The 20,789-nt window shown below is 72.3% G+C and carries 16 protein-coding genes, 1 tRNA gene and 1 pseudogene; 12 read left to right on the top strand and 6 right to left on the bottom strand.

Annotated features, from left to right (window positions below):
• Positions 1-11 precede the first annotated feature (11 nt).
• Entirely contained in the window at positions 12-2,699 is a 2,688-nt protein-coding gene (gene adhE / locus ACWEO5_RS12920) for a bifunctional acetaldehyde-CoA/alcohol dehydrogenase (RefSeq protein ID WP_452162452.1), read from the bottom strand.
• A gap of 253 nt (positions 2,700-2,952) precedes the next feature.
• Here adhE and ACWEO5_RS12925 point away from each other — a divergent pair, with 253 nt between their 5' ends.
• Both ACWEO5_RS12925 and ACWEO5_RS12930 read left to right on the top strand, forming a co-directional pair.
• The gene (locus ACWEO5_RS12925) at positions 2,953-3,138 is read left to right on the top strand and encodes a hypothetical protein (protein ID WP_452162453.1); all 186 of its coding nucleotides are present in this window, start codon (positions 2,953-2,955) and stop codon (positions 3,136-3,138) included.
• A gap of 83 nt (positions 3,139-3,221) precedes the next feature.
• Positions 3,222-3,431, top strand: coding sequence for a hypothetical protein (locus ACWEO5_RS12930; protein WP_452162454.1), 210 nt, complete (start codon positions 3,222-3,224; stop codon positions 3,429-3,431).
• A gap of 173 nt (positions 3,432-3,604) precedes the next feature.
• Here ACWEO5_RS12930 and ACWEO5_RS12935 read toward each other — a convergent pair whose 3' ends face one another.
• Complete coding sequence (locus tag ACWEO5_RS12935; RefSeq protein WP_452162455.1) at positions 3,605-6,859, bottom strand: S41 family peptidase; 3,255 nt, start codon at positions 6,857-6,859, stop codon at positions 3,605-3,607.
• Between the two features lie 260 nt (positions 6,860-7,119).
• On the opposite strand from ACWEO5_RS12935, the gene ACWEO5_RS12940 reads away from it, so the two are divergent.
• Positions 7,120-8,802, top strand: coding sequence for a chitinase (locus tag ACWEO5_RS12940; RefSeq protein ID WP_452162456.1), 1,683 nt, complete (start codon positions 7,120-7,122; stop codon positions 8,800-8,802).
• 387 nt (positions 8,803-9,189) lie between these two features.
• Positions 9,190-9,570, top strand: coding sequence for a VOC family protein (locus ACWEO5_RS12945; protein ID WP_452162457.1), 381 nt, complete (start codon positions 9,190-9,192; stop codon positions 9,568-9,570).
• Positions 9,571-9,622: 52 nt separating this feature from the next.
• Here the strand turns inward: ACWEO5_RS12945 and ACWEO5_RS12950 are convergent.
• Positions 9,623-9,696: transfer RNA gene (locus ACWEO5_RS12950), tRNA-Lys, on the bottom strand.
• A gap of 113 nt (positions 9,697-9,809) precedes the next feature.
• On the opposite strand from ACWEO5_RS12950, the gene ACWEO5_RS12955 reads away from it, so the two are divergent.
• Both ACWEO5_RS12955 and pgi read left to right on the top strand, forming a co-directional pair.
• Positions 9,810-11,390: a Na+/H+ antiporter gene (locus ACWEO5_RS12955; RefSeq protein ID WP_452162458.1), complete on the top strand. Its 1,581-nt coding sequence runs from the start codon at positions 9,810-9,812 to the stop codon at positions 11,388-11,390.
• Between the two features lie 175 nt (positions 11,391-11,565).
• Positions 11,566-13,227 (top strand): glucose-6-phosphate isomerase, encoded by a 1,662-nt coding sequence (gene pgi / locus ACWEO5_RS12960; protein WP_344558614.1) that lies wholly within the window; start codon positions 11,566-11,568, stop codon positions 13,225-13,227.
• 221 nt (positions 13,228-13,448) lie between these two features.
• Here pgi and ACWEO5_RS12965 read toward each other — a convergent pair whose 3' ends face one another.
• On the bottom strand, positions 13,449-14,066 hold the full coding sequence (locus ACWEO5_RS12965) for a GntR family transcriptional regulator (RefSeq protein WP_452162459.1): 618 nt from the start codon (positions 14,064-14,066) through the stop codon (positions 13,449-13,451).
• Positions 14,067-14,123: 57 nt separating this feature from the next.
• On the opposite strand from ACWEO5_RS12965, the gene ACWEO5_RS12970 reads away from it, so the two are divergent.
• Genes ACWEO5_RS12970 through ACWEO5_RS12980 form a run of 3 tightly spaced genes read left to right on the top strand, consistent with a single transcriptional unit; the run spans position 14,124 to position 16,956 of the window.
• A complete protein-coding gene (locus ACWEO5_RS12970; RefSeq protein WP_452162460.1) occupies positions 14,124-14,918 on the top strand; it encodes a (Fe-S)-binding protein in 795 nt (264 codons plus the stop codon).
• A complete protein-coding gene (locus ACWEO5_RS12975) occupies positions 14,915-16,333 on the top strand; it encodes a LutB/LldF family L-lactate oxidation iron-sulfur protein (protein ID WP_344558608.1) in 1,419 nt (472 codons plus the stop codon). The genes ACWEO5_RS12970 and ACWEO5_RS12975 overlap by 4 nt, the downstream gene beginning before the upstream one ends.
• Positions 16,330-16,956, top strand: coding sequence for a LutC/YkgG family protein (locus ACWEO5_RS12980; protein ID WP_452162461.1), 627 nt, complete (start codon positions 16,330-16,332; stop codon positions 16,954-16,956). Before ACWEO5_RS12975 ends, ACWEO5_RS12980 begins: the two co-directional genes overlap by 4 nt.
• 3 nt (positions 16,957-16,959) lie before the next feature.
• Here ACWEO5_RS12980 and ACWEO5_RS12985 read toward each other — a convergent pair whose 3' ends face one another.
• Both ACWEO5_RS12985 and ACWEO5_RS12990 read right to left on the bottom strand, forming a co-directional pair.
• Positions 16,960-17,202, bottom strand: a complete 243-nt coding sequence (locus ACWEO5_RS12985) for a hypothetical protein (RefSeq protein WP_452162462.1) — start codon at positions 17,200-17,202, stop codon at positions 16,960-16,962.
• A gap of 115 nt (positions 17,203-17,317) precedes the next feature.
• On the bottom strand, positions 17,318-18,493 hold the full coding sequence (locus ACWEO5_RS12990; protein ID WP_452162481.1) for an IS30 family transposase: 1,176 nt from the start codon (positions 18,491-18,493) through the stop codon (positions 17,318-17,320).
• A gap of 322 nt (positions 18,494-18,815) precedes the next feature.
• Between ACWEO5_RS12990 and ACWEO5_RS12995 the strand changes: the two are divergent.
• The 3 genes and pseudogenes from ACWEO5_RS12995 to ACWEO5_RS13005 form a co-directional block, all read left to right on the top strand.
• Positions 18,816-19,351: pseudogene (locus ACWEO5_RS12995) on the top strand (transposase); the annotation flags it as partial.
• Between the two features lie 2 nt (positions 19,352-19,353).
• Entirely contained in the window at positions 19,354-20,136 is a 783-nt protein-coding gene (locus ACWEO5_RS13000; RefSeq protein WP_452162463.1) for a DUF932 domain-containing protein, read from the top strand.
• On the top strand, positions 20,106-20,750 hold the full coding sequence (locus tag ACWEO5_RS13005) for a hypothetical protein (protein WP_452162464.1): 645 nt from the start codon (positions 20,106-20,108) through the stop codon (positions 20,748-20,750). Before ACWEO5_RS13000 ends, ACWEO5_RS13005 begins: the two co-directional genes overlap by 31 nt.
• Positions 20,751-20,789 lie beyond the last annotated feature (39 nt).

Raw genomic sequence — 20,789 nt, forward strand, 5'->3', positions numbered from 1 at the left:
GTGTCCCCTTCTCAGTTCTGGTTGCCGTAGTAGGCCCGGGTCATCAGCCGCCGCATGTCCGCGAGCATCGGCATCCGGGGGTTGGCGGGCGCGCACTGGTCCTCGTAGGCGTTCATCGCCTGCTGCGGCAGCGCCGCCAGGAAGGCCGCCTCGTCCACCCCGGCCTCCTTGAACGAGCGCGGGATGCCCACCTTGTCGCGCAGCTCCTCCACCGCCGCCGCCAGCGACTCCACGCCCTGCTCGGGGGTGTCCGCGGGCAGCCCGAGCGTCCGGGCGATCCGCTGGTAGCGCTCCGGGGCCACGTAGCTGCGGTACTTCGGCCAGCTGGTCACCTTGCCCGGCGCCGAGCCGTTGTAGCGGATCACGTGCGGCAGCAGCAGCGCGTTCGTCCGCCCGTGCGCCACGTGGAAGGTCGCGCCCAGGGTGTGCGCCATCGCGTGCACCACGCCCAGGAAGGACGAGCCGAACGCCATGCCCGCGATCGTCCCCGCGTTGTGCATCTTCTCCCGGGCCACCGGGTCGTCCGGCCCGTCGGCGACGGCCCGCTCCAGGTGCTCGAAGACCAGCCGGATCCCTTGCAGGGCCAGGCCGTCGGTGAAGTCGTTGGCGTACACCGACACGTACGTCTCGATGCAGTGCGTCAGCGCGTCGAAGCCGGAGTCGGCGGTGACGTCCTTCGGCAGGCGGGTGGTCAGCGCCGGGTCGACGATCGCCACGCTGGGGGTGAGCGCGTAGTCGGCGAGCGGGTACTTCTGGCCGGTGGCGGTGTCGGTGATCACCGCGAACGGGGTGACCTCGCTGCCGGTGCCCGACGTGGTCGGGACGCACACCAGCTTGGCCTTATCGCCCAGGTCCGGGAAGGTGAAGGCGCGCTTGCGGATGTCGAAGAACTTCTCCTTCAGGTCCGCGAACTCGACCTCCGGGTGCTCGTACATCAGCCACATCACCTTCGCCGCGTCCATCGGCGAACCGCCGCCCAGCGCCACGATGGTGTCGGGCTCGAACGCCCGCATCAGCTCCGCGCCCCGGCGCACCGTGTCGATGCTCGGGTTCGGCTCGACGTCGTCGACCACCCGCACCTCGACCGGCTCGCGGCGCCGGTCCAGCACGGTGCGGATCCGCTCCAGGTGGCCGATCTCCACCATGGTCCGGTCCGTGACCACCACGACCCGGCGGGCGTTCGGCATGCTGGCCAGGTACTTGATCGAGTGGCGCTCGAAGTAGATCTTCGGCGGGACCTTGAACCACTGCATGTTGGTGTTGCGCCGCCCGATCCGCTTGATGTTGACCAGGTTCAGCGCCGAGACGTTCCCCGACACCGAGTTGTGCCCGTAACTGCCGCAGCCCAGCGTCAGCGAGGGCGTGAACGCGTTGTAGACGTCACCGATGCCGCCCTGCGAGCTCGGCGCGTTCCAGATGATCCGGCACGCCTTGACCGCCGTGCCGAACTCCTCGGCGAACGCCGCGTCCTCGGTGTGCACCGCCGCCGAGTGGCCCAGGCCGTTGAACTCCACCATCCGCTGCGCCAGTTCCACCCCCTGCGCCCGGCCGTCCGCCCGCAGCACCGCCAGCACCGGGCAGAGCTTCTCCCGGGTCAGCGGCTCGGCCTCGCCGACCCCGCCGACCTCCGCCAGGATGATCGAGGTGTCCTCCGGCACCTCGAAGCCCGCCGCCCGCGCGATCTCCGGCGCCGACCGCCCGACCACGTCGGCGTTCAGCTTCGCCCCCGCGCAGTCGGTGCCCGCGCCGACCCCGAAGAGGTGCCGCTCCAGCAGGGCCTTCTCCTCCGGCGTCGCCAGGTGCGCTTTCAGCTTGCGGAACTCGGCGAGCGCCGCGTCGTGGATCTCCGCGTCCAGGATCACCGCCTGCTCGGAGGCGCAGATCATGCCGTTGTCGAAGGACTTCGACAGCACGATGTCGTTCACCGCGCGCTGGACGTACGCGCTCTTCTCCACGTACGCCGGGACGTTGCCCGCGCCCACGCCCAGCGCCGGCTTCCCGCACGAGTACGCGGCCCTGACCATCGCGTTGCCGCCGGTGGCCAGGATCGTCGCCACGCCGGGGTGGTTCATCAGCGCGCCGGTCGCCGCCATCGACGGCCGCTCGATCCACTGCACGCAGTGCGCCGGGGCACCCGCCGCCACCGCCGCGTCCCGGACGATCCGGGCCGCCTCCGCCGAACAGCGCTGCGCCGCCGGGTGGAAGGCGAACACGATCGGGTTGCGGGTCTTGAGCGCGAGCAGCGCCTTGAAGATCGTGGTCGAGGTCGGGTTGGTCACCGGGGTGACGCCCGCGACCACGCCCACCGGTTCGGCGATCTCCACGATCCCGTCGATCTCGTCCCGGCGCACCACCCCCACCGTCTTCGTCCGGCCCATCACGTGGGTGACGTTCTCGCAGGCGAAGACGTTCTTCACCGCCTTGTCCTCGAACAGGCCGCGGCCGGTCTCCTCGACCGCGAGGACGGCCAGGCCGGTGTGCCGGGCCAGCGCGGCCAGCGACGCCTTCTTGACGATGTGGTCGACCTGCTCCTGGGTGAAGGAGGCGTACTCCTCCAGGGCCCGGTGGCCGTTGCGGACCAGCGCGTCGACGGCGGCCTCGACGGCCACGGCTTCTGCGGCTTCCGGGGCTCCTGGGGCTTCTGCGGGTTCCGGGGCTTCCGGGGCCTTCGTGGCGGGGGACTGGGCACGGGACGGCATGGCGCGCTCACCTCTTGGGGTGCGGCTGCGGGACGCCCCGGCGGCGCTGCCGGGACCGGCTTGACCACCCCACTCTCCGTCAGGGCCGCGTAGGGCGGATACGGCCGTTGGGCGCGGCCCGCCCGGGACCAACGGCCCCCGTCGGCGGGCCGCACTGGGCCGAACGGGTGGGCCCGGACCGCCCGGATGCGACCCGTCCGCGCCGGTGCGAGGGTGGACGGAGCCCGTTGTCGCGACACCCCGAGGAGGAGACATGGGTCTGAGTGACCAGTTCAAGGACAAGGCGAACGAACTCGCCGACCAGGCCAAGTCGGCGCTCGGCGACCACGGTTCCAAGACCGAGGACGCCGAGCAGAAGGCCCGCGAGAAGGCCGAGGGCATGATGCCCGGCGGCCAGGAGTCCGCGGACGACCAGCAGCAGGAGGACGAGTCCTCCTGACCGCACCCCCGCGTGGGACGGACCCGGACCGGGCCCGTCCCACCGGCGTACCGTGGCAAGGGGGGCCCACCCGAGGAGGAGACATGGGCATCTTCGACAGGTTCCGCCACCACGCGGCCCAGCCCGCCACCGCACCGCCCGAACGCGCCGCCCTCGCCCACGACGAGGCCGCCGACGCCTCCGGCGACCAGGTCGAACGCGCCCGCGACGACGCGGACAGCCGGATCCGGCAGGAACGCGAGGACCGCGAGGCCGCCGCGAACATGACCGCCGAGGGCGACCCCTGGGGCTGAGCCCCGCGCACACGGAGCACCGGCCCCCGCCGCGGGAACGCCGGTGCTCCGCGCACGCCCGGAACCGGAGGAGCCGCGCCCGCGCGCGGCGGCCGCTCAGAACCGGGGGGCGTCGCGGGGTCGGGGCTCGGGTGCTTCCTTCTCGTCCCCTGCCGGCTCCGCGCAGCGGCTCCTCAGGGCCGGGGCGGTAGCGGCGGTCGGCGCAGGTCGGGGCGGGGGGTGTCGCGGGGCGGGGGAGTGGCGGCGGGGGTCGCGGTGAGCAGGGTGAGGGCGAGGTCGACGGCGGCGGCGAGGTCGGTGTGGTCGCCGCGGGCCCAGTCGTGGGGGGTGCGGACGACCTCGACGTCGGGGTCGACGCCGCGGTTCTCGATCGAGAAGCCGATGCCGTCGGTGAACCAGCTCGCGTTCTTGGGGACGGAGATCTGGGTGCCGTCGCCGAGCGCGTGCCGTCCGGTCATGCCGACCACGCCGCCCCAGGTGCGGGTGCCGACGACGGGGCCGAGCGCGAGGGCCTTGATGGCGGCGATGATGACGTCGCCGTCGGAGCTGGTGGCGTGGTCGGCGAGGGCGACGACCGGGCCGCGCGGGGCGTCCCGGGGCCAGCGGACGGGCTGCCGGCCGCGGGTGAAGTCCCAGGCCAGGACGCGGCGGTGGAGCTTCTCCAGGACGAGTTCGGAGACGTTGCCGCCCGCGTTGCCCCGGACGTCCAGGACGAGCGCGGGGCGGGCGAGTTCGGAGCGCAGGTCGCGGTTGAACTGGGCCCAGCCGGAGCCGCCGAGGTCGGGGATGTGCAGGTAGCCGCAGACGCCGTCGCTGAACTCCCGTACCAGGTGCCGCCGTTTGGCCACCCAGTCCTGGTAGCGGATGGGCCGTTCGTCGGTGAGCGGGGTGACCGCGATCCGCCGCACCCGGCCGTCGTGCCGGACGGTCAGTTCGACGGTGGTGCCGCCGGTGCCGGCCAGCAGCGGGGTGGGGCCGCGGACCGGGTCGGGCGGGCGGCCGTCGACGGCGAGCAGTTCGTCGCCGTCGTGCAGGCCGTGGCCGGCCAGCGGGGCGCGGGCCTTGGGGTCGGAGGACTCGCCGGGCAGGATCCGGTCGACCAGCCAGCGGCCCTCCGCGTCGCGGTGGGCGTTGGCACCGAGCAGGCCGAGCGGCTGCTGGGCGATGGCGGGGCCCTCGCCGCGCCGGGACGGGGTGACGTAGGCGTGCGAGGTGCCGAGTTCGCCGAGCAGTTCGCGCAGCAGGTCGGCGAAGTCGTCGGGGGAGGCGATCCGTTCCAGCAGCGGGGCGTACTGCTCGGTGAGGGCGGGCCAGTCCAGGCCGCACATGCCCTCGTCCCAGAACTGGTCGGCGACGATCCGGGCCGCCTCCGCGTAGGACTGCCGCCACTCGGCGGCCGGGTGCACGGTGTGGGTGATCCGGCGCAGGTCGACGGGGAGCGGGGCGCCCGGGGCGGCCAGCGGGTACAGCTTGAGCGCGCCCGCCGAGAACACCGAGACCGCCGAGCCGTCCGCGGAGACCGCGAAGCCGTCGAGCTGCTCGACCAGGGTGCTGCGGCGGCCCCGGGCCAGGTCGAAGTGCTCCAGGGCGGGGCGTCCCGAGGTGTCCTCCGGGTTGGCGAAGGTCTGGCCCAGCGCCCCGGAGATCGGCCAGCGCAGCCACACCACGCCGCCGCGCACCGCCGCGGTCGCCGAGTACTTGGAGGCGATCACCGGGAACGGCACCAGCCGCTTGCTCAGCCCCTCCTCGTCGACGTGCACGGTGCCGTCGCCGGTGGCCTCCTCCGGGTCCAGGCCGACCGGCGGGCGGCCCTCGGCGGGCGAGGCGAACGGGGACGGGGTGCCGGCGGCCAGCGGGACGAGGTACGGGCGGCAGCCGAGCGGGAAGGACAGGTCGCCGGTGTGCACGTCGTGCACCGGGTCGAAGCCCCGCCAGGACAGGAACACCAGGAAGCGGCCGTCCCGGGTGAACACCGGGTGCTCGTCCTCGAACCGGCCGCCGGTGACCGCGACCTTGTGCTCCGGCCGGTCGGTGCGGGCCAGCCGGATCGCCCGCAGCGAGCGGCCCGCGACCGGCTCGGACCAGGTCAGCCAGCGCGAGTCGGGGGAGAACGCCGGGCTGGAGACCGGGCCGAACCGGGACGCGGCGACCTCGGTGACCGCGCCGTCCGCGGTGTCCACCAGCAGCAGCCGCCCGTCCGAGCAGGCCACCGCCAGGCGCCCGCCGTCCGGGGCGGCGGCCAGCTCCTGCACCCGGCCGATCCGGCCGCCGGCGATCCGCCGGTGCGGGGGGTGCTCGTCCGCGGCGTCCTGGCCGGACAGCGCGTCCTTCCCGGGCGGCGCGTCCTTGCCGGGCAGCGCGGCCAGCTCGATCGCGTCCGCGCCGTCGGCGTCGGTCACCCAGGCGGCCCGGTTGCCGTAGCCGAGCACCAGCGGCAGCCGGCAGCGCACGCCCGGGGTGTCGGCGAGCACCCGGGCCGGGCCGTCGCGGTGGGTCAGCCAGTACAGCGAGCCGCGCACGTTCAGCACCCCGGCCCGGCCGGTGGCGTCGCAGGCCAGGTCCTTGACGTTGTTGGCGGCGCTGACCTGGTACGGCCGCCGCCCGGCCCGGGCGCCGCCCAGCGGGACGTCCAGCCGGCGCGGGGCGGGGGCGTCCAGCGAGTCGAGCAGCCAGAGGTCCCCGGCGTGCTGGTAGACCACCCGGACGCCGTCGCTCGCCGCCTCCCGGGCGTAGTACGAGGCGTGGTCGGTGTGCCGGCGCAGGCCGGTGCCGTCCGGGCGGACCGAGTACAGGTTGCCGACGCCCTCGTGGTCGGAGAGGAACGCGATCCGGGTGCCCTCGGCGCAGACCACCGGCATCGGCGAGGCCAGGTGCCCGGGCAGGCCGGGCAGCAGCAGGTCGTGGTCCACCCAGAGCCGGCCGGTCGCGCCGCCCCGGTAGCGCTTCCAGAACGCGGGCTCGTGCGGCGCCGCGTCGGTCAGCAGCACCGTGTGGCCCGCGCCGACCTGGGCGTCCGCGACCGGCCCCCACGGCATCCGCCGCCCCGGCGCGCCGTCCGCCGGCAGCTCCCACGCCCAGGCGTAGTGCGCGAACGGCTCGTGGTACGAGGTCACCGCCAGCACCTCGCCGTTCGGCAGCCAGCCGCGCACCCGGGTGTCCTGGCTGCCCCAGTACGTCAGCCGGACCGCCTCCCCGCCGTCCACCGGCGCGGTGAACACCTCGGGCACCAGCGCGAACCAGCTGGTCCAGGCCAGTGCGGTGCCGTCCGGCGACAGCCGGGGGTGGCTCACCCGGGTCCGGTCCGCGCTCACCCGCCAGGCCCGCCCCACCGAGCCGTCCGCCGCCAGCGGCGCGGCCCAGACGTCGTCCTCGGCGGTGAAGGCGAGCAGACCGCCGCGCAGATGGGGGTACCGCAGGTATCCGGACACCCCTCCATGGTTCGATCAGCCGCCGGGGCCCGCAAACGCGGCCGCGCCGCCCGGGCGCCGGCGGGCCGGTCGGAGCGGCTGACAGCGGGTCACCGAACCGTGCTCTCCGGTCCATTGACAGGGGGGAGTCACAGCCGCTTCAGTGGTCTAGTCCAACTCCCTTGGTGGGTGCCGGTGCGGCGGCACGCCCCGGCCGGGAACCCCACAGCCCGGCGGGACGGAGGAGGGCGTCCCCCACACAGAGGCAGGAGCATCCCCACATGCGTACTCCCCGTAAGAAGCGGCTGCTCGCCGCCGGAACGGCCTGGGCGGTGGCCGCCGCGGGCGCCGTCGCGCTCAGCTTCGGCCTGGCCGGGTCGGCATCGGCCGGAGAGTTCCTGGTCAACGGCGGTTTCGAGACCAACTCGCTGAACCCCTGGACCTGCACCGGCTCGACCGGCTCCGTGGTCACCGGCCACGCCCACGGCGGCACCTACGCGCTCGCGGCCGCCGCGTCCGCGTCCGACACCGCCCAGTGCACCCAGACCGTCGCGGTTGCCCCCAACACCACGTACACGCTCAGCGCGTACGTCAACGGCGCCTACGTCTACCTCGGCGTCAACGGCGGCACCTCGACCTGGACGCCGAGCACCGGCGGCGCCTACCAGAAGCTCTCGGTCAGCTTCACCACCACCGCCACCCAGACCTCCGCCACCGTGTTCACCCACGGCTGGTACGGCCAGGGCACCTACTACGCGGACGACGTCTCGCTGGACGGCCCCGGCGCGCCCGCCTCGCCCTCCGCCAGCGCGAGCCCCTCCAAGTCGGCCTCGCCGTCCCCCTCCGCGTCGGCCTCCGCCTCGGCCTCGCCGTCGACCTCGGCCTCCGCGTCGCCGTCCACCTCGGCCAGCCCGTCCACCTCGGTGCCGCCCACCAGCCCGCCGCCCCCCACCGGCCACGCGCTGGTCGGCTACCTGCACGCCAGCTTCGCCAACGGCGCCGGGTACATGAAGATGGCCGACGTCCCCGACAGCTGGGACATCATCGACCTGGCCTTCGGCGAGCCGGACTCCATCACCGGCGGCACCATCCACTTCAACCGCTGCCCGGTCACCGAGTGCCCCGGCGTCGAGTCCGACGCCGACTTCAAGGCGGCCATCGCCGCCAAGCAGGCCAAGGGCAAGAAGGTCCTGCTGTCGATCGGCGGCCAGAACGGCGAGGTGCAGCTGACCACCACCGCCGCCCGCGACAACTTCGTCAACTCGGTCTCCGGGATCATCGACAAGTGGGGCCTCGACGGCCTCGACATCGACTTCGAGGGCCACTCGCTGTCGCTGAACACCGGCGACAACGACTTCAAGAACCCGACCACCCCGGTGATCACCAACCTGATCTCCGCGGTCAAGACCCTCAAGGCCAAGTACGGCGCGAAGTTCCAGCTGACCATGGCGCCGGAGACCTTCTTCGTCCAGCTCGGCTACCAGTACTACGGCTCGGGCCCCTGGGGCGGCCAGGACCCGCGGGCCGGCGCCTTCCTGCCGGTCATCTACGGCCTGCGCGACGACCTGACCCTGCTGCACGTCCAGGACTACAACTCGGGCTCGATCATGGGCCTCGACAACCAGTACCACAACATGGGCAGCGCGGACTTCCACATCGCGATGACCGACATGCTGCTCACCGGCTTCCCGGTGGCCGGCAACACCAACAACATGTTCCCGGCGCTCAAGCCCTCGCAGGTCGCGATCGGCATGCCCGCCAACACCTACGCGGGCAACGGCTACGTCGCCCCGTCCGTGGTCAACCAGGCGCTCGACTGCCTCACCAAGGGCACCAGCTGCGGCTCCTACACCCCGCGGGCCGGCAAGCAGCCGAACCTGCGCGGCCTGATGACCTGGTCGATCAACTGGGACAACTACAACAACAACGAGTTCTCGAAGAACTTCCACAGCTACTTCGGCTGAGAGTCGCCGCGGCGGCGGTGACGGAGCCGGTCGTCCCTGCGGGGGTGGTCGGCTCCGGTCGTTAGGCGGGGGAGCGGGGAGGGGGGCGGCTGGCGCCGGGCTGCGGGGTGGGGGAGAGGGCTGGGAGCCGCCGTGGCGGCGGTGACGGAGCCGGTCGTCCCTGCGGGGGTGGTCGGCTCCGGCCGTTAGGCGGGGGAGCGGGGAGGGGGCGGCTGGCGCCGGGCTGCGGGGTGGGGGAGAGGGCTGAGGCCGGTCGTGGCGGCGGTGACGGAGCCGGTCGCCCCCGCGGGGTGGCCGGCTCCGGTCGTCTGCCGGGCGGGCCGTCGGAACGCCGCTGGTCGACCGGGGTGGCGGGCGCGCCTAGCCTGGGGTGAGGAGGTGGTGGCGATGCTGGCAGACGCTCCCCTGCTCGCGGTGATCCCGGTGACCGACCTCGAACGGGCCAAGCGGTACTACCACGACACGCTCGGGCTCACCCTGGCCCGGGAAGGCGCCGAAGAGGTGGTGTTCCGCTGCGGAAGCACCGAGTTCGGCATGTACGAGACCCCGTACGGCGGACAGGCCGGTCACACGCTGGCCAGCTGGAAGGTCGCCGACCTCGACACCGAGATGGCCGAACTGCGCGGCCGCGGCGTGGTGTTCGAGGAGTACGACCAGCCCGGGCTGAAGACCCTCGACGGAGTCGCCGAGGCGGACGGCATGCGGGCCGCCTGGTTCAAGGACCCGGACGGCAACGTGCTGTGCGTCAACGAACTGCACCGGGAGTGAAAGGGCTGGAAACGCCGAAGACCTCCCCGGAGGGAGGTCTTCGCGCTGTCTGTGCGCCGCCAGGGACTCGAACCCCGGACCCGCTGATTAAGAGTCAGCTGCTCTAACCAACTGAGCTAGCGGCGCCTGCTGACGGAGAGAACATTACCTGGTCAGCGCCCGAAACACACAATCGGCCCGGCCGGGGCCCGGACGTATGCTGAAGCCGGCGCACCCCGCACCTGCCGAGAGGAACCACCGTGGGCCAGCTGACCCTGCTCTTCCTGGTCCTGCTCGCCTCGGTGGTCACGATGCCACTGGCCCGCCGGAGCAGGATCCCGCAGCCGGTGCTGATGACCATGGTCGGACTGGTCTTCGCGATCGTCCCGCAGATCCCCAACGTGCAGATCAACCCCGAGTTCATCCTGCCGCTGGTGCTGCCCCCGCTGATCTTCGCGGTGGCCCGGCGCTCCTCGGTCCGCTACTTCAAGGCCAACATCCGCTCCATCCTGCTGCTGGCCGTGGCCCTGGTGGTGGTCACCACCACCGCGGTGGCCGGCGTCTTCAGCTGGCTGGTGCCCGCCGCCCCGCTGGCCGCCGCGGTCGCGCTGGGCGCGCTGGTCTCCCCGCCCGACCCGGTCGCCGCCGTCGCGGTGGCCGGCGAGGTCGGGCTGCCCCGCCGGCTGACCGCGGTGCTGGAGAGCGAGGGCCTGTTCAACGACGTCACCGCGATCGTCATCTACTCGCTGGCCGTCGAGGCCGTCGTCGACGGCGACCTGTCGGTGGGCCGGGCGGTGGAGCGCTTCCTGCTCTCCGCGGTGGTCGCGGTCGCCGTCGGCGTCGGACTCGGCTGGCTGAACGCCAAGATCGCCGGTTTCCTGGACGACCCCACCCAGCAGGTCGCGCTCAACCTGCTCGTCCCGTTCGCCGCCTACGCGCTCGCCGAGGAGGCGCACGGCTCCGGCGTGCTGGCCGTCGTGGTCTGCGCGCTCTACCTCGCCGACCGGGCCTCCGACGCCGACGAGGTCTCCTACCGGCTGGTCGGCAACGCGTTCTGGGAGATCGTCGAGACCCTGATCACCGGCGTCGCGTTCGGCCTGATCGGCCTGGAGCTGTCCACCGTCCTGCAGGACGTCAAGGACACCTGGCACACCATGCTCGGCGACACCGCGATCGTCGTCGGCGTGGTCGTGCTGCTGCGCCTGCTCTGGCTGCTGCCCGCCGCCTGGCTCTCCCGGCGGGTCACCCACGGCGAGGAGGACACCCCGATCAGCTGGCGGGAGACCGTCGTGCTCTGGTGGTCCGGCATGCGAGGGGTGGCCACCGTCGCCCTCGCCCTCGGCATCCCGCTCGCCCTGCACGACGGGCTGCCGTTCCCGGCCCGCAGCGAGATCGTCTTCATCGCCTTCAGCGTCGTGCTGTTCACCCTGGTCGTCCAGGGCCTCACCCTGCCGTACGTGGTCAAGCTGCTCGGCCTGGACGACGCCCACGACGAGCACGAGCGGGCCGTCCGCGAACTGTGGTGGCGCGCCGCCAAGGCCGGACTGCACCGGCTCGCCGAGCTGGAGGAGGAGGACCAGCTCCCGCCCGAGATCACCGAACGGCTGCGCGAGCGCCAGCACGACCGGCTCGCCCGGCTCTGCCCCGAGAAGTACGAGGAGGAGGAGGCGCTGGAGGCCAAGCGCCGCGGCAAGCAGTGGCGGCAGGGGTTCGCCGTCGAGCAGGAGATGATCGCCGCCTCCCGCCGCGAGGTCCTGGTCGCCCGCGGCGAGGCCGGCGCCGACCCCGAGGTCGCCGACCGGGTGCTACGCGCGCTCGACCTCCAGTCGGCGCGGAAGTGACGTCCCGTCGACCTCCCGTGGTGGACCACCGGCCCGCCGCCCCCAGGGCATAGGGTTGGGGCGGGCAAGGCCGTCGACGGAGCCGGCACACGCACGCTTACCCGCCGGACCAGCGCAACCCTCCCGCCGGAACCTGCCGGTACCTGCACCCCCGTATGACCCTAGGAGCACACCGATGTCGGAGACCCCTGCCAACGGCCGGACCCCGTTGGACCGCACCCCGCAGTGGGCCGCGCTGGGGAAGCACCGGGCGGACCTGGGCGAACAGCACCTGCGCGGGCTGTTCGCCGCCGACCCCGACCGCGGCACGCGCTACACCCTGCGGGTCGGCGACCTCTTCGTCGACTACTCGAAGCACCTGGTCACCGACCGCACCCTGGAGCTGCTGCGCGAACTCGCCGCCGCCACCGGCGTCGCCGAACTGCGCGACGCCATGTTCCGCGGCGAGAAGATCAACAACACCGAGGACCGTGCCGTCCTGCACACCGCGCTGCGCGCCCCCCGGGACGCCGTCATCGAGGTCGACGGCGAGAACGTGGTGCCCGCCGTGCACGCCGTGCTCGACAAGATGGCCGTCTTCTCCGAGAAGGTGCGCTCCGGCGCCTGGACCGGCCACACCGGCAAGCGGATCCGCAACGTCGTCAACATCGGCATCGGCGGCTCCGACCTCGGCCCCGCGATGGCCTACGAGGTGCTGCGCTCCTACACCGACCGCGACCTGACGGTCCGCTTTGTCTCCAACGTCGACGGCGCAGACCTGCACGAGGCCGTCCGCGACCTGGACGCCGCCGAGACGCTGTTCATCGTCGCCTCCAAGACCTTCACCACCATCGAGACCGTCACCAACGCGGTCGTCGCCCGCGGCTGGCTGCTGGAGCAGCTCGGCGCCGGCGACGAGGCCGTCGCCAAGCACTTCGTGGCGCTGTCCACCAACGCGCAGGGCGTCGCCGACTTCGGCATCGACACCGCCAACATGTTCGAGTTCTGGGACTGGGTGGGCGGCCGCTACTCCTACGACTCGGCCATCGGCCTCTCGCTGATGATCGCGATCGGCGCCGAGCGCTTCCAGGAGATGCTGGCCGGCTTCCGCCTGGTCGACGAGCACTTCCGCACCGCCCCCGCCGAGGAGAACGTGCCGCTGCTGCTCGGCCTGCTCGGCGTCTGGTACGGCGCGTTCTTCGACGCCCAGGCGCACGCGGTGCTCCCGTACTCGCACTACCTGTCGAAGTTCACCGCGTACCTGCAGCAGCTCGACATGGAGTCCAACGGCAAGTCGGTCGACCGCGACGGCAACCCCGTCGACTGGCAGACCGGCCCCGTGGTCTGGGGCACCCCCGGCACCAACGGCCAGCACGCCTACTACCAGCTGCTGCACCAGGGCACCAAGCTGATCCCCGCCGACTTCCTCGGCTTCGCGAAGCCGGTCGCCGACCTGCAGCCCGCCCTGGTCGCCCAGCACGACCTGCTGATGGCCAACTTCTTCGCCCAGACCCAGGCGCTCGCCTTCGGCAAGACCGCCGAGGAGGTCGCCGCGGAGGGCGTGCCCGCCGAACTCGTCCCGCACAAGACCTTCCGCGGCAACCACCCCACCACGACCGTCCTGGCCACCGAACTGACCCCGCACGTCCTCGGCCAGCTGATCGCCCTCTACGAGCACAAGGTGTTCGTCCAGGGCGCGGTCTGGAACATCGACTCCTTCGACCAGTGGGGCGTCGAGCTCGGCAAGGTGCTCGCCAAGAAGATCGAGCCGGTCCTGCTCACCGGCGAGGGCGCCGAAGCGCTGGACGCCTCGACCGCCAACCTGGTCGACCGCTACCGGGAGCTGCGCGGCCGGTAGGAGCAGGGGAGAGCGCCGACAGGGAGTCCCGACAGGGGCTCGGTAAGAACGGCGGGATCCACAACAGGGGCTCGGGGAACGGCGAGTCCGTGCTGCTGATGGTCGGAGCCCATCGGAGGTTCGTGCTGCTGCGTGCAGTAAACGGAACCGGAAGCCGATGCGCGCTCCGGCAGTGCACCGTCAGCAGACACGGGCTCGCCGTTCCCCGAGCCCCTGATGCCTCAGGCGATGCGCGCCAGCAGGGACTCGGCGTGCGCGGTGACCAGTTCGCGGGCCAGGGCGGGGTCGGGGACGGCGAGGGCGCGGGCCAGGGCGAGGTGTTCGGCGTGGTCCCGCTCGGCGCGGGCTGGGGTCGCGGTCGCGGCGGCCGAGACCCGGACCTGCCGGTCCCAGAGGGTCTCGTAGAGGGCGGTCAGGACCGGGTTGCCGGCGGCCCGCAGCAGGGTGAGGTGGAAGTGGCGGCCGGCCTCGACGGGGTGCGGGTCGCGGTGCTCGCAGGCGGCGACCAGCTCCGCGGCGGCGGCCGTCAGCGCCTCGGGGCCGCGGGCGGCGAGGCTGTCGACCGCCGCGTGCTCGAACTGGACCCGGGCGGCCAGGACGTCGCGGGCCTCGCCCGGGGCGATCGGGACGACCTGGGCGCCGCGCTTGGGGTACAGGCGCAGGAAGCCCTCGGACTGCAGGCGCAGGAAGGCTTCGCGGACGGGGGTGCGGGACAGGCCCAGCTCGGTGGCGACCACGCCCTCGGAGAGCAGCGTGCCGCCCGGCCAGGTGCCGTCCAGCAGACGGGTGCGGACGTGCTGGTAGGCCCGGTCGGCGGTGGGCAGGGCTTCGGTCGTCACCCGGTCATTCTGCCACGCCTCCTGGCTTGCATCTAAGCTTGCATCTATGATGCGGGCATGCCCCCGAACGCCCCGCGCTCCCGCACCGCCCTGTTCGTCACCTGCCTGAACGACACCCTCTTCCCCGGCACCGGCCGGGCCACCGTCACCCTGCTGCGCCGCCTCGGCGTCGAGGTCGACTTCCCGGCCGCCCAGAGCTGCTGCGGCCAGATGCACTTCAACACCGGCTACCGCAAGGAGACCGCGAAGCTCGCCCGGCACTTCGTGGACACCTTCGCCGGGTACGAGGAGATCGTCGTCCCGTCCGCGTCCTGCGCCGGGATGCCCGCCGAGGCGTACCCGCTCGCCGCCGAAGCCGCGGGCGATCCCGGGCTGGCCCGCGCGGTGGCCGAACTCGCGCCCAGGGTCGTCGAGTTGACCGAGTACCTGACCGACCGGCTGGGAGTCGAGGAGGTCGGGGCGTACTTCCCGCACCGGGTCACCTACCACCCCACCTGCCACAGCCTGCGGGCCACCGGGCTGGCGGAGCGGCCCTACCGGCTGCTGCGCGCGGTCCGGGGCATCGACTTCGTCGAACTGCCCGCGCAGGAGGAGTGCTGCGGCTTCGGCGGCACCTTCTCGGTGAAGAACCCGGCGGTGTCCGGCGCGATGAACGGCGACAAGGCCCGGCACGTGCGGGAGACCGGGGCGTCCGTGCTGGCCGCCGTCGACAACTCCTGCCTGATGAACATCGGCGGCCGGCTCACCAAGGACGGCCACCCGGTGCGCACCCTGCACCTCGCCGAGATCCTCGCCCGCACCGAACGGGACGGGCCGCTGCCCGGCCTCCCCGTCGTGGAGGCCGTCCGATGAGCAGGTCGTTCCTGGGCTGGCCCGCCTTCCCCGAGGCCGCCGCCCGCGAGGTCGGCAACCGGCAGCTGCGCGAGAACGTCCGCCGCGCCACCCACACCATCCGCGGCAAGCGGGCCGTGCTCGCCGCCGAACGCCCCGACTGGGAGCAGCTGCGCGACAGCGCCGCCGCGATCAAGGACCGGGTGCTGGCCGGCCTGGAGGGGTACCTGCTGCAGGTCGAGGAGAAGGTCACCGCGGCCGGCGGCACCGTCCACTGGGCCCGGGACGCCGCCGAGGCCAACCGGATCGTCACCGACCTGGTCCGGGCCACCGGCGAACGCGAGATCGTCAAGGTCAAGTCGATGCTCACCGAGGAGATCGGCCTCGACGCCGCCCTCGAAGCCGCCGGGATCAGCGCCCGCGAGACCGACCTCGCCGCCACCATCGTCCAGCTCGGCGACGACCTGCCCTCGCACGTCGTCGTCCCCGCGCTGCACCGCAACCGCAGCGAGATCCGCGAGATCTTCGCCCGCGAGATGGGCCGGCACGGCCGCCCCGCCCCCGAAGGGCTCACCGACGACCCCGCCGAACTCGCCGAAGCCGCCCGGCTGCACCTGCGGGAGAAGTTCCTCGGCGCCAAGGTCGCCGTCTCCGGCGCCAACTTCGTGGTCGCCGAGACCGGCACCCTGGTCGTCGTCGAGTCCGAGGGCAACGGCCGGATGTGCCTCACCCTCGCCGACACCCTGATCTCCGTCGTCGGCATCGAGAAGACCGTCCCCGACTGGCAGGACCTCGAAGTCTTCCTGCAACTGCTGGCCCGCAACGCCACCGGCGAACGGATGGCCCCCTACACCAGCACCTGGACCGGCACCACCGCCGACGACGGCCCGCGCGACTTCCACCTCGTCCTGGTCGACAACGGCCGCACCCGCGCCCTCGCCGACCCGGTCGGCCGCCAGGCCCTGCGCTGCATCCGCTGCGGCGCCTGCATGAACACCTGCCCCGTCTACGAGCGCACCGGCGGCCACGCCTACGGCTCGGTCTACCCCGGGCCGATCGGCGCGATCCTCAACCCGCTGCTCAAGGGGACCGACGACCCGCAGACCGCCTCGCTGCCCTACGCCTCCACGCTGTGCGGCGCCTGCAACGAGGTCTGCCCCGTCCGGATCCGGTTCACCGACGTGCTGCTCGACCTGCGCGCCCAGGTCGCCGACGGCGGCCGGCACCCCGTCGAACGGGCCGCGCTGAACACCGTCGGCGCCGTGATGGAACGCCCGGCGGCGTGGAAGGCCGCCGTCAAGGCCGCCGGACTCGTCGGACCGCTGCTGCCCGCCCGCACCCCCGTCCCCGGCTGGACCGACAACCGGGCGCTGCCCGACGTCCCCAAGGAGTCCTTCCGCAGCTGGTGGAAGCAGAACGAAGGAGAACGGGCATGACCGACACCGCCCGCGCGGAGATCCTCCGCCGGATCCGCGCCGCCGCCGTCCCGCCCGCCCCCGAACCGCCCCGGCACTACCTCCGGCACGCCCCCGGCCTCGACCCCGACGACCGGGAGGCGGTGCTCGCGCTGTTCGCCGAACGGCTGGAGGAGTACGGCGCCCGCGTGCTGCGCGCCCCGCGCCCCGCGGCGGCCGTCGCCCGGGCGCTCACCGAGGAGGGCGCCCGCAGCCTGGTCGTCCCCGACGGACTGCCCGCCGACTGGACCGCCGGATGGGACGGCCGGGTACGGGTCGACCGCCCGCCGCTCGACAAGGCCGAACTCGACGCCACCGACGCCGTCCTGACCGGCTGCGCGGCCGCCGTCGCCGACTCCGGCACGCTCGTCCTCGACGGCGGACCCGCCCAGGGGCGCCGCGCCGCGACCCTGCTGCCCGACCTGCACGTCTGCGTGGTCCGCGCCGAACAGGTGCACTCCGCGCTGCCCGGCGCGCTCGCCCGGCTCGACCCGGCCCGGCCGCTCACCTTCGTCAGCGGGCCGTCCGCCACCGCCGACATCGAGATGATCCGGGTCAAGGGCGTCCACGGCCCGCGCCGGCTCGCGGTCGTCCTGCTGGACTAGGCCCTAACCGCCCGGCGTGGGCGAGGCCGTCACCGCCGGGCGCGGGGCCGGGCCGTGCTGCGCCGTGTACACCAGGCCGAAGCCGAGGCCGGCCGCCAGCACCACCGCACCCGTCCAGGCCAGCACCCGCAGCAGCAGCCGCCGGTGCCGCTCCCGCCGGTGCGCGCGCAGGGCGGCCGCCTCGGCCCCGGCGAGCTCCGCGTCGAGCCAGGCGGCCCAGTCGGAATGGAGATCGTCGGACGCCATGGAGCGGACATTAGCAGTCCTTTACGCACGCTCCGGGGGAGCGCGGCACGAACGGCGCAACGCGAAAGGCCCCCCGGTGAGGCGGATTCTTGAGGTCCTCGCAACACCTGATGGCTTATGTGGTCGTCAGTAGATCACGCAGGCGCTCGGCTGGGGTTCTCCAGCCGAGCGTTTTGCGTGGTCGGCCGTTGAGCTTCTGAGCGACGTGTTCGAGGTCTTCGGGGCTGTGCGCGGACAAGTCGGTGCCCTTGGGGAAGTACTGCCGCAGCAACCCGTTGGTGTTCTCGTTCGATCCGCGTTGCCAGGGCGAGTGCGGATCGCAGAAGTAGACCGGCACTCCCGTGGCCACGGTGAACTGTTTGTGCGCGGCCATCTCGCAGCCCTGGTCCCAGGTCAGCGAGCCGCGCAGGTGCTCGGGCAGGGTCTGGACCAGTGGCACCAGCACGTCGCGGACCTCCGCGGCGGTGTGCCCGCCGGGCAGATGCCCGAGCAGGACGTAGCGGGTGGAACGCTCGACCAGGGTCACGATCGCGCTCTCGCTGCGGGCACCGACGATCAGATCGCCTTCCCAGTGGCCGGGCACCGCCCGGTCCTCGACCTCGGCAGGGCGATCGGAGATCATCACCATCTCGTCGACGAACCGCGGGGTGCGCTGCCGTGGACCGCGGTGCGGCTTGCGGCGGGTGCGTCCGGTGCGCAGTGCGAGCGCGACCTCGCGACGCAGAGCGCCACGGGCCTGGACGTAGATCGCCTGACAGACGGTCTCCGGACTCACCCGCATGCTGTCGTCGTCGGGGAACTCCATGACCAGAGCGTGACAGATCTGCTCGGGCGACCACTGTTCCCGCAGCTTGCCCGCGACGAACTCGCGCAGCGGACCGTCCTGGGCGAGCTTGGAGTCCTTGGGGCGCGAGCGGCTCTTCGCCCACGCCTGCTGGGCCCGATGCGGCTGATAGACGCCATCGACCGCCCGGGCATCGATCTCGCGCTTGACGGTTGACGCGGGCCGGCCGAGCGCCCGTCCGATCGCCCGCAGCGACCGGCCCCCACGACGCATGTCCGCGATCAACTCCCGCTCGGTCACCGTCAGATACCGCGGGTGCAGCCCGGCCTCGACCGCCGCAAGGGACGGCCGGGCATCAACAACAAGGGTGGTCACACCCGTCTTGTAGTCGACGCGGCGCCCGTCGGGGTGCAGACGCGCGTCGCCGACCTTCCGGATTCCGCGATCCCAGTCCCGGGCGGTTCGATCGTGGACGCCCACCTGCGCGGCGGCATCCCGTCGTCGCACCCCGGACGCACGAAGCCGGTCGTACTCCACCCGCCCCGGGTGCTCCCTCGCGCCGGGTTTCCCACGACTGCGGACACCGGCCCTGCGCGCCCACCCGGCCGCCGTGTGCCGATTCACCCCGACCGCCCGGGCAGCCCCCGCAACGCTGCCGTTCTCCCGGCCCAACGCCTCGAAGAACCTCGCCTTCAAACCCTCAAAACCCACGGTCCTCGCAACTCCCTGAACTCAGGGTGTTGCGAGGAGCGTTAGGGCGCGTATCTGGTTGTGATCAATTTGCGGGTTCTGCCCTCGTGGTGGGCTCTGGTCCGGTAGATCGTGTTGTGTGACGCGAGTGCAACTGACGGATGTTGAGTGGGAGTTCATCGAGCCGTACCTGCCGATCGGTGAGTACGGCCCGTATCCCGAGCGGCTGCGTCGGCAGTTCGAGGGTGTGATCTGGCGGTTTCGGACGGGCGGGCAGTGGCGGGAGGTGCCGGGCGAGTTCGGGGCCTGGTCGACGGTCCACAACCGCTTCCGGCAGTGGCGGGACGCCGGGGTGTTCGAGGCACTGCTGGAGGGCGCGATCGAAGAAGCCGCGAGGCGTGGCGAGGTGGACCTGTCGCTGGTCAGTGTCGACTCGACCACTGTTCGGGCCCACCAGGACGCCGCCGGGATGCACCTGGACCCCGATACGCTCGCCATCTTGGAGAAGGCCGCCGAGGAGGCGGAGAAGGCCCGGCAAAAGGGGGCGGCCCGGAGGGACAAGACGGGCATGGCGCCGAAGACGACCCGGAGCGGGACGAGCGGCGACGCGTCCGACGTCGGCGCAAGCTCCGGCTGAAGGCCGCCCTGCTCGGACGCCCCAGGGGCGGACAGACCAGGTGCTGCTGAACGAGCCGATCCAACTGCCCGGCGACGACTCGCTCACCCTGCCGTTCCTCGCCGTCACCAACCGGTTCGGTCTGGCCGGCGGCTGCACCCTGCGGGCCACCGCGGTCCGCATCGTCTGCGGCAACACCTTCCGAGCCGCCGAGTTGGAAGGCGAGCGCACCGGCACCGCCTACTCCTTCATCCACAAGCGCAACTGGCGCGAGCACCTCGAAGAAGCCCGGGAAGCCATCATCGGCGCACGGCGCGAGTTCAAGGAGTACGAGGAGCTGGCCACCGAGCTGCTCGGCATCCACGTCACCGCCAAGCAGCGTGAGCTGTTCCTCCGAGAGTTCATCCCGATGCCGCCCGAGGGGCTGGTGACCGACCGGGTCGCCAGGAACGTCGACGAAGCCCGTAAGGCCGTCCGGGACATTCTGGCGTCTCCGACTACCGCCCCGATCGCTGAAAGCGCCTACGGCCTCGTACAGGCCGCAGGCGAGTACCTGATCCGGTGGAACGGCAAGCAGTATCCCGGTAACCACGAGCCGCTCATCTCGGTGGAGCTGTTCGAGAAGGTGCAGCGCGTGCTGTCACGCAGCGCTGACAAGATCCAGCGGTACCGAACACACCACCCGCTGTTCCAAGGGCTTGTGACTTGCTCGGCCTGCCAGGGCTTGCTCGCCTGGAGCACCAGAAGGGCTACTGGTACGGCAAATGCCCGAAGCCGCGGGCCTGCAGCCGGCAGCGCTTCGTCCGCGAGGAGGTGGTCGAGCAGCAAGCCGCCAGTGCCATGAGTCGACTCCGGGCTCCACGGCCGCTGCTGGCTGCGTGGCTCAAGGGCGAGATCGAGGCCGATCTCCGGGCGCAGCTGTCGCTCCAGGAGGTGGCTCAGGAGGGGCTGAAGCAGGAAGCCGAGCGGGTCAGGGGCAAGCTGGCCGTCTTGTACGACGACCGCCTGGATGGTCGGATCAGCGCTGGCGACTACGACCTCAAAGCCGTCTCGCTCCATGCTCAGCAGGCCGACCTGTCACGGCAGCTGAGGGCGATGGAGGCCGAGGACACGTCCTACCTCGATAAGGCGTTCAGCTTCGTGGCCATGACCCAGCAGGCGGCGGAGGAGTTCCAGCAGTCGCAAGACCGTGACCGCAAGCGGGAGCTGATTGGCGAGCTCTTCGACAAGCTCACCCTCGATGGCGAGCGGCTGGAGCCGACCTACAACCCGCGTGCGAGGTGGCTGCTGACCGAAGTCCTGCCCTTGAGCGGGCCCGGAAATGACAAATTCGAACCAGGCGATTTTGGCTCTGGAGGCACGAAAAAAAGCCTCTACTGGGACTCTTCATTTCTCTTGGCGGGCAGCCACAATCGCTATTCGAGCCCTATTCGACCAGTGACGTCAATAGCTAGTTAGCCTTCGGCGGGTCGCTTCTCTCCATGTTTTCCTGTGTGG

Source organism: Kitasatospora sp. NPDC004272 (assembly GCF_053603035.1).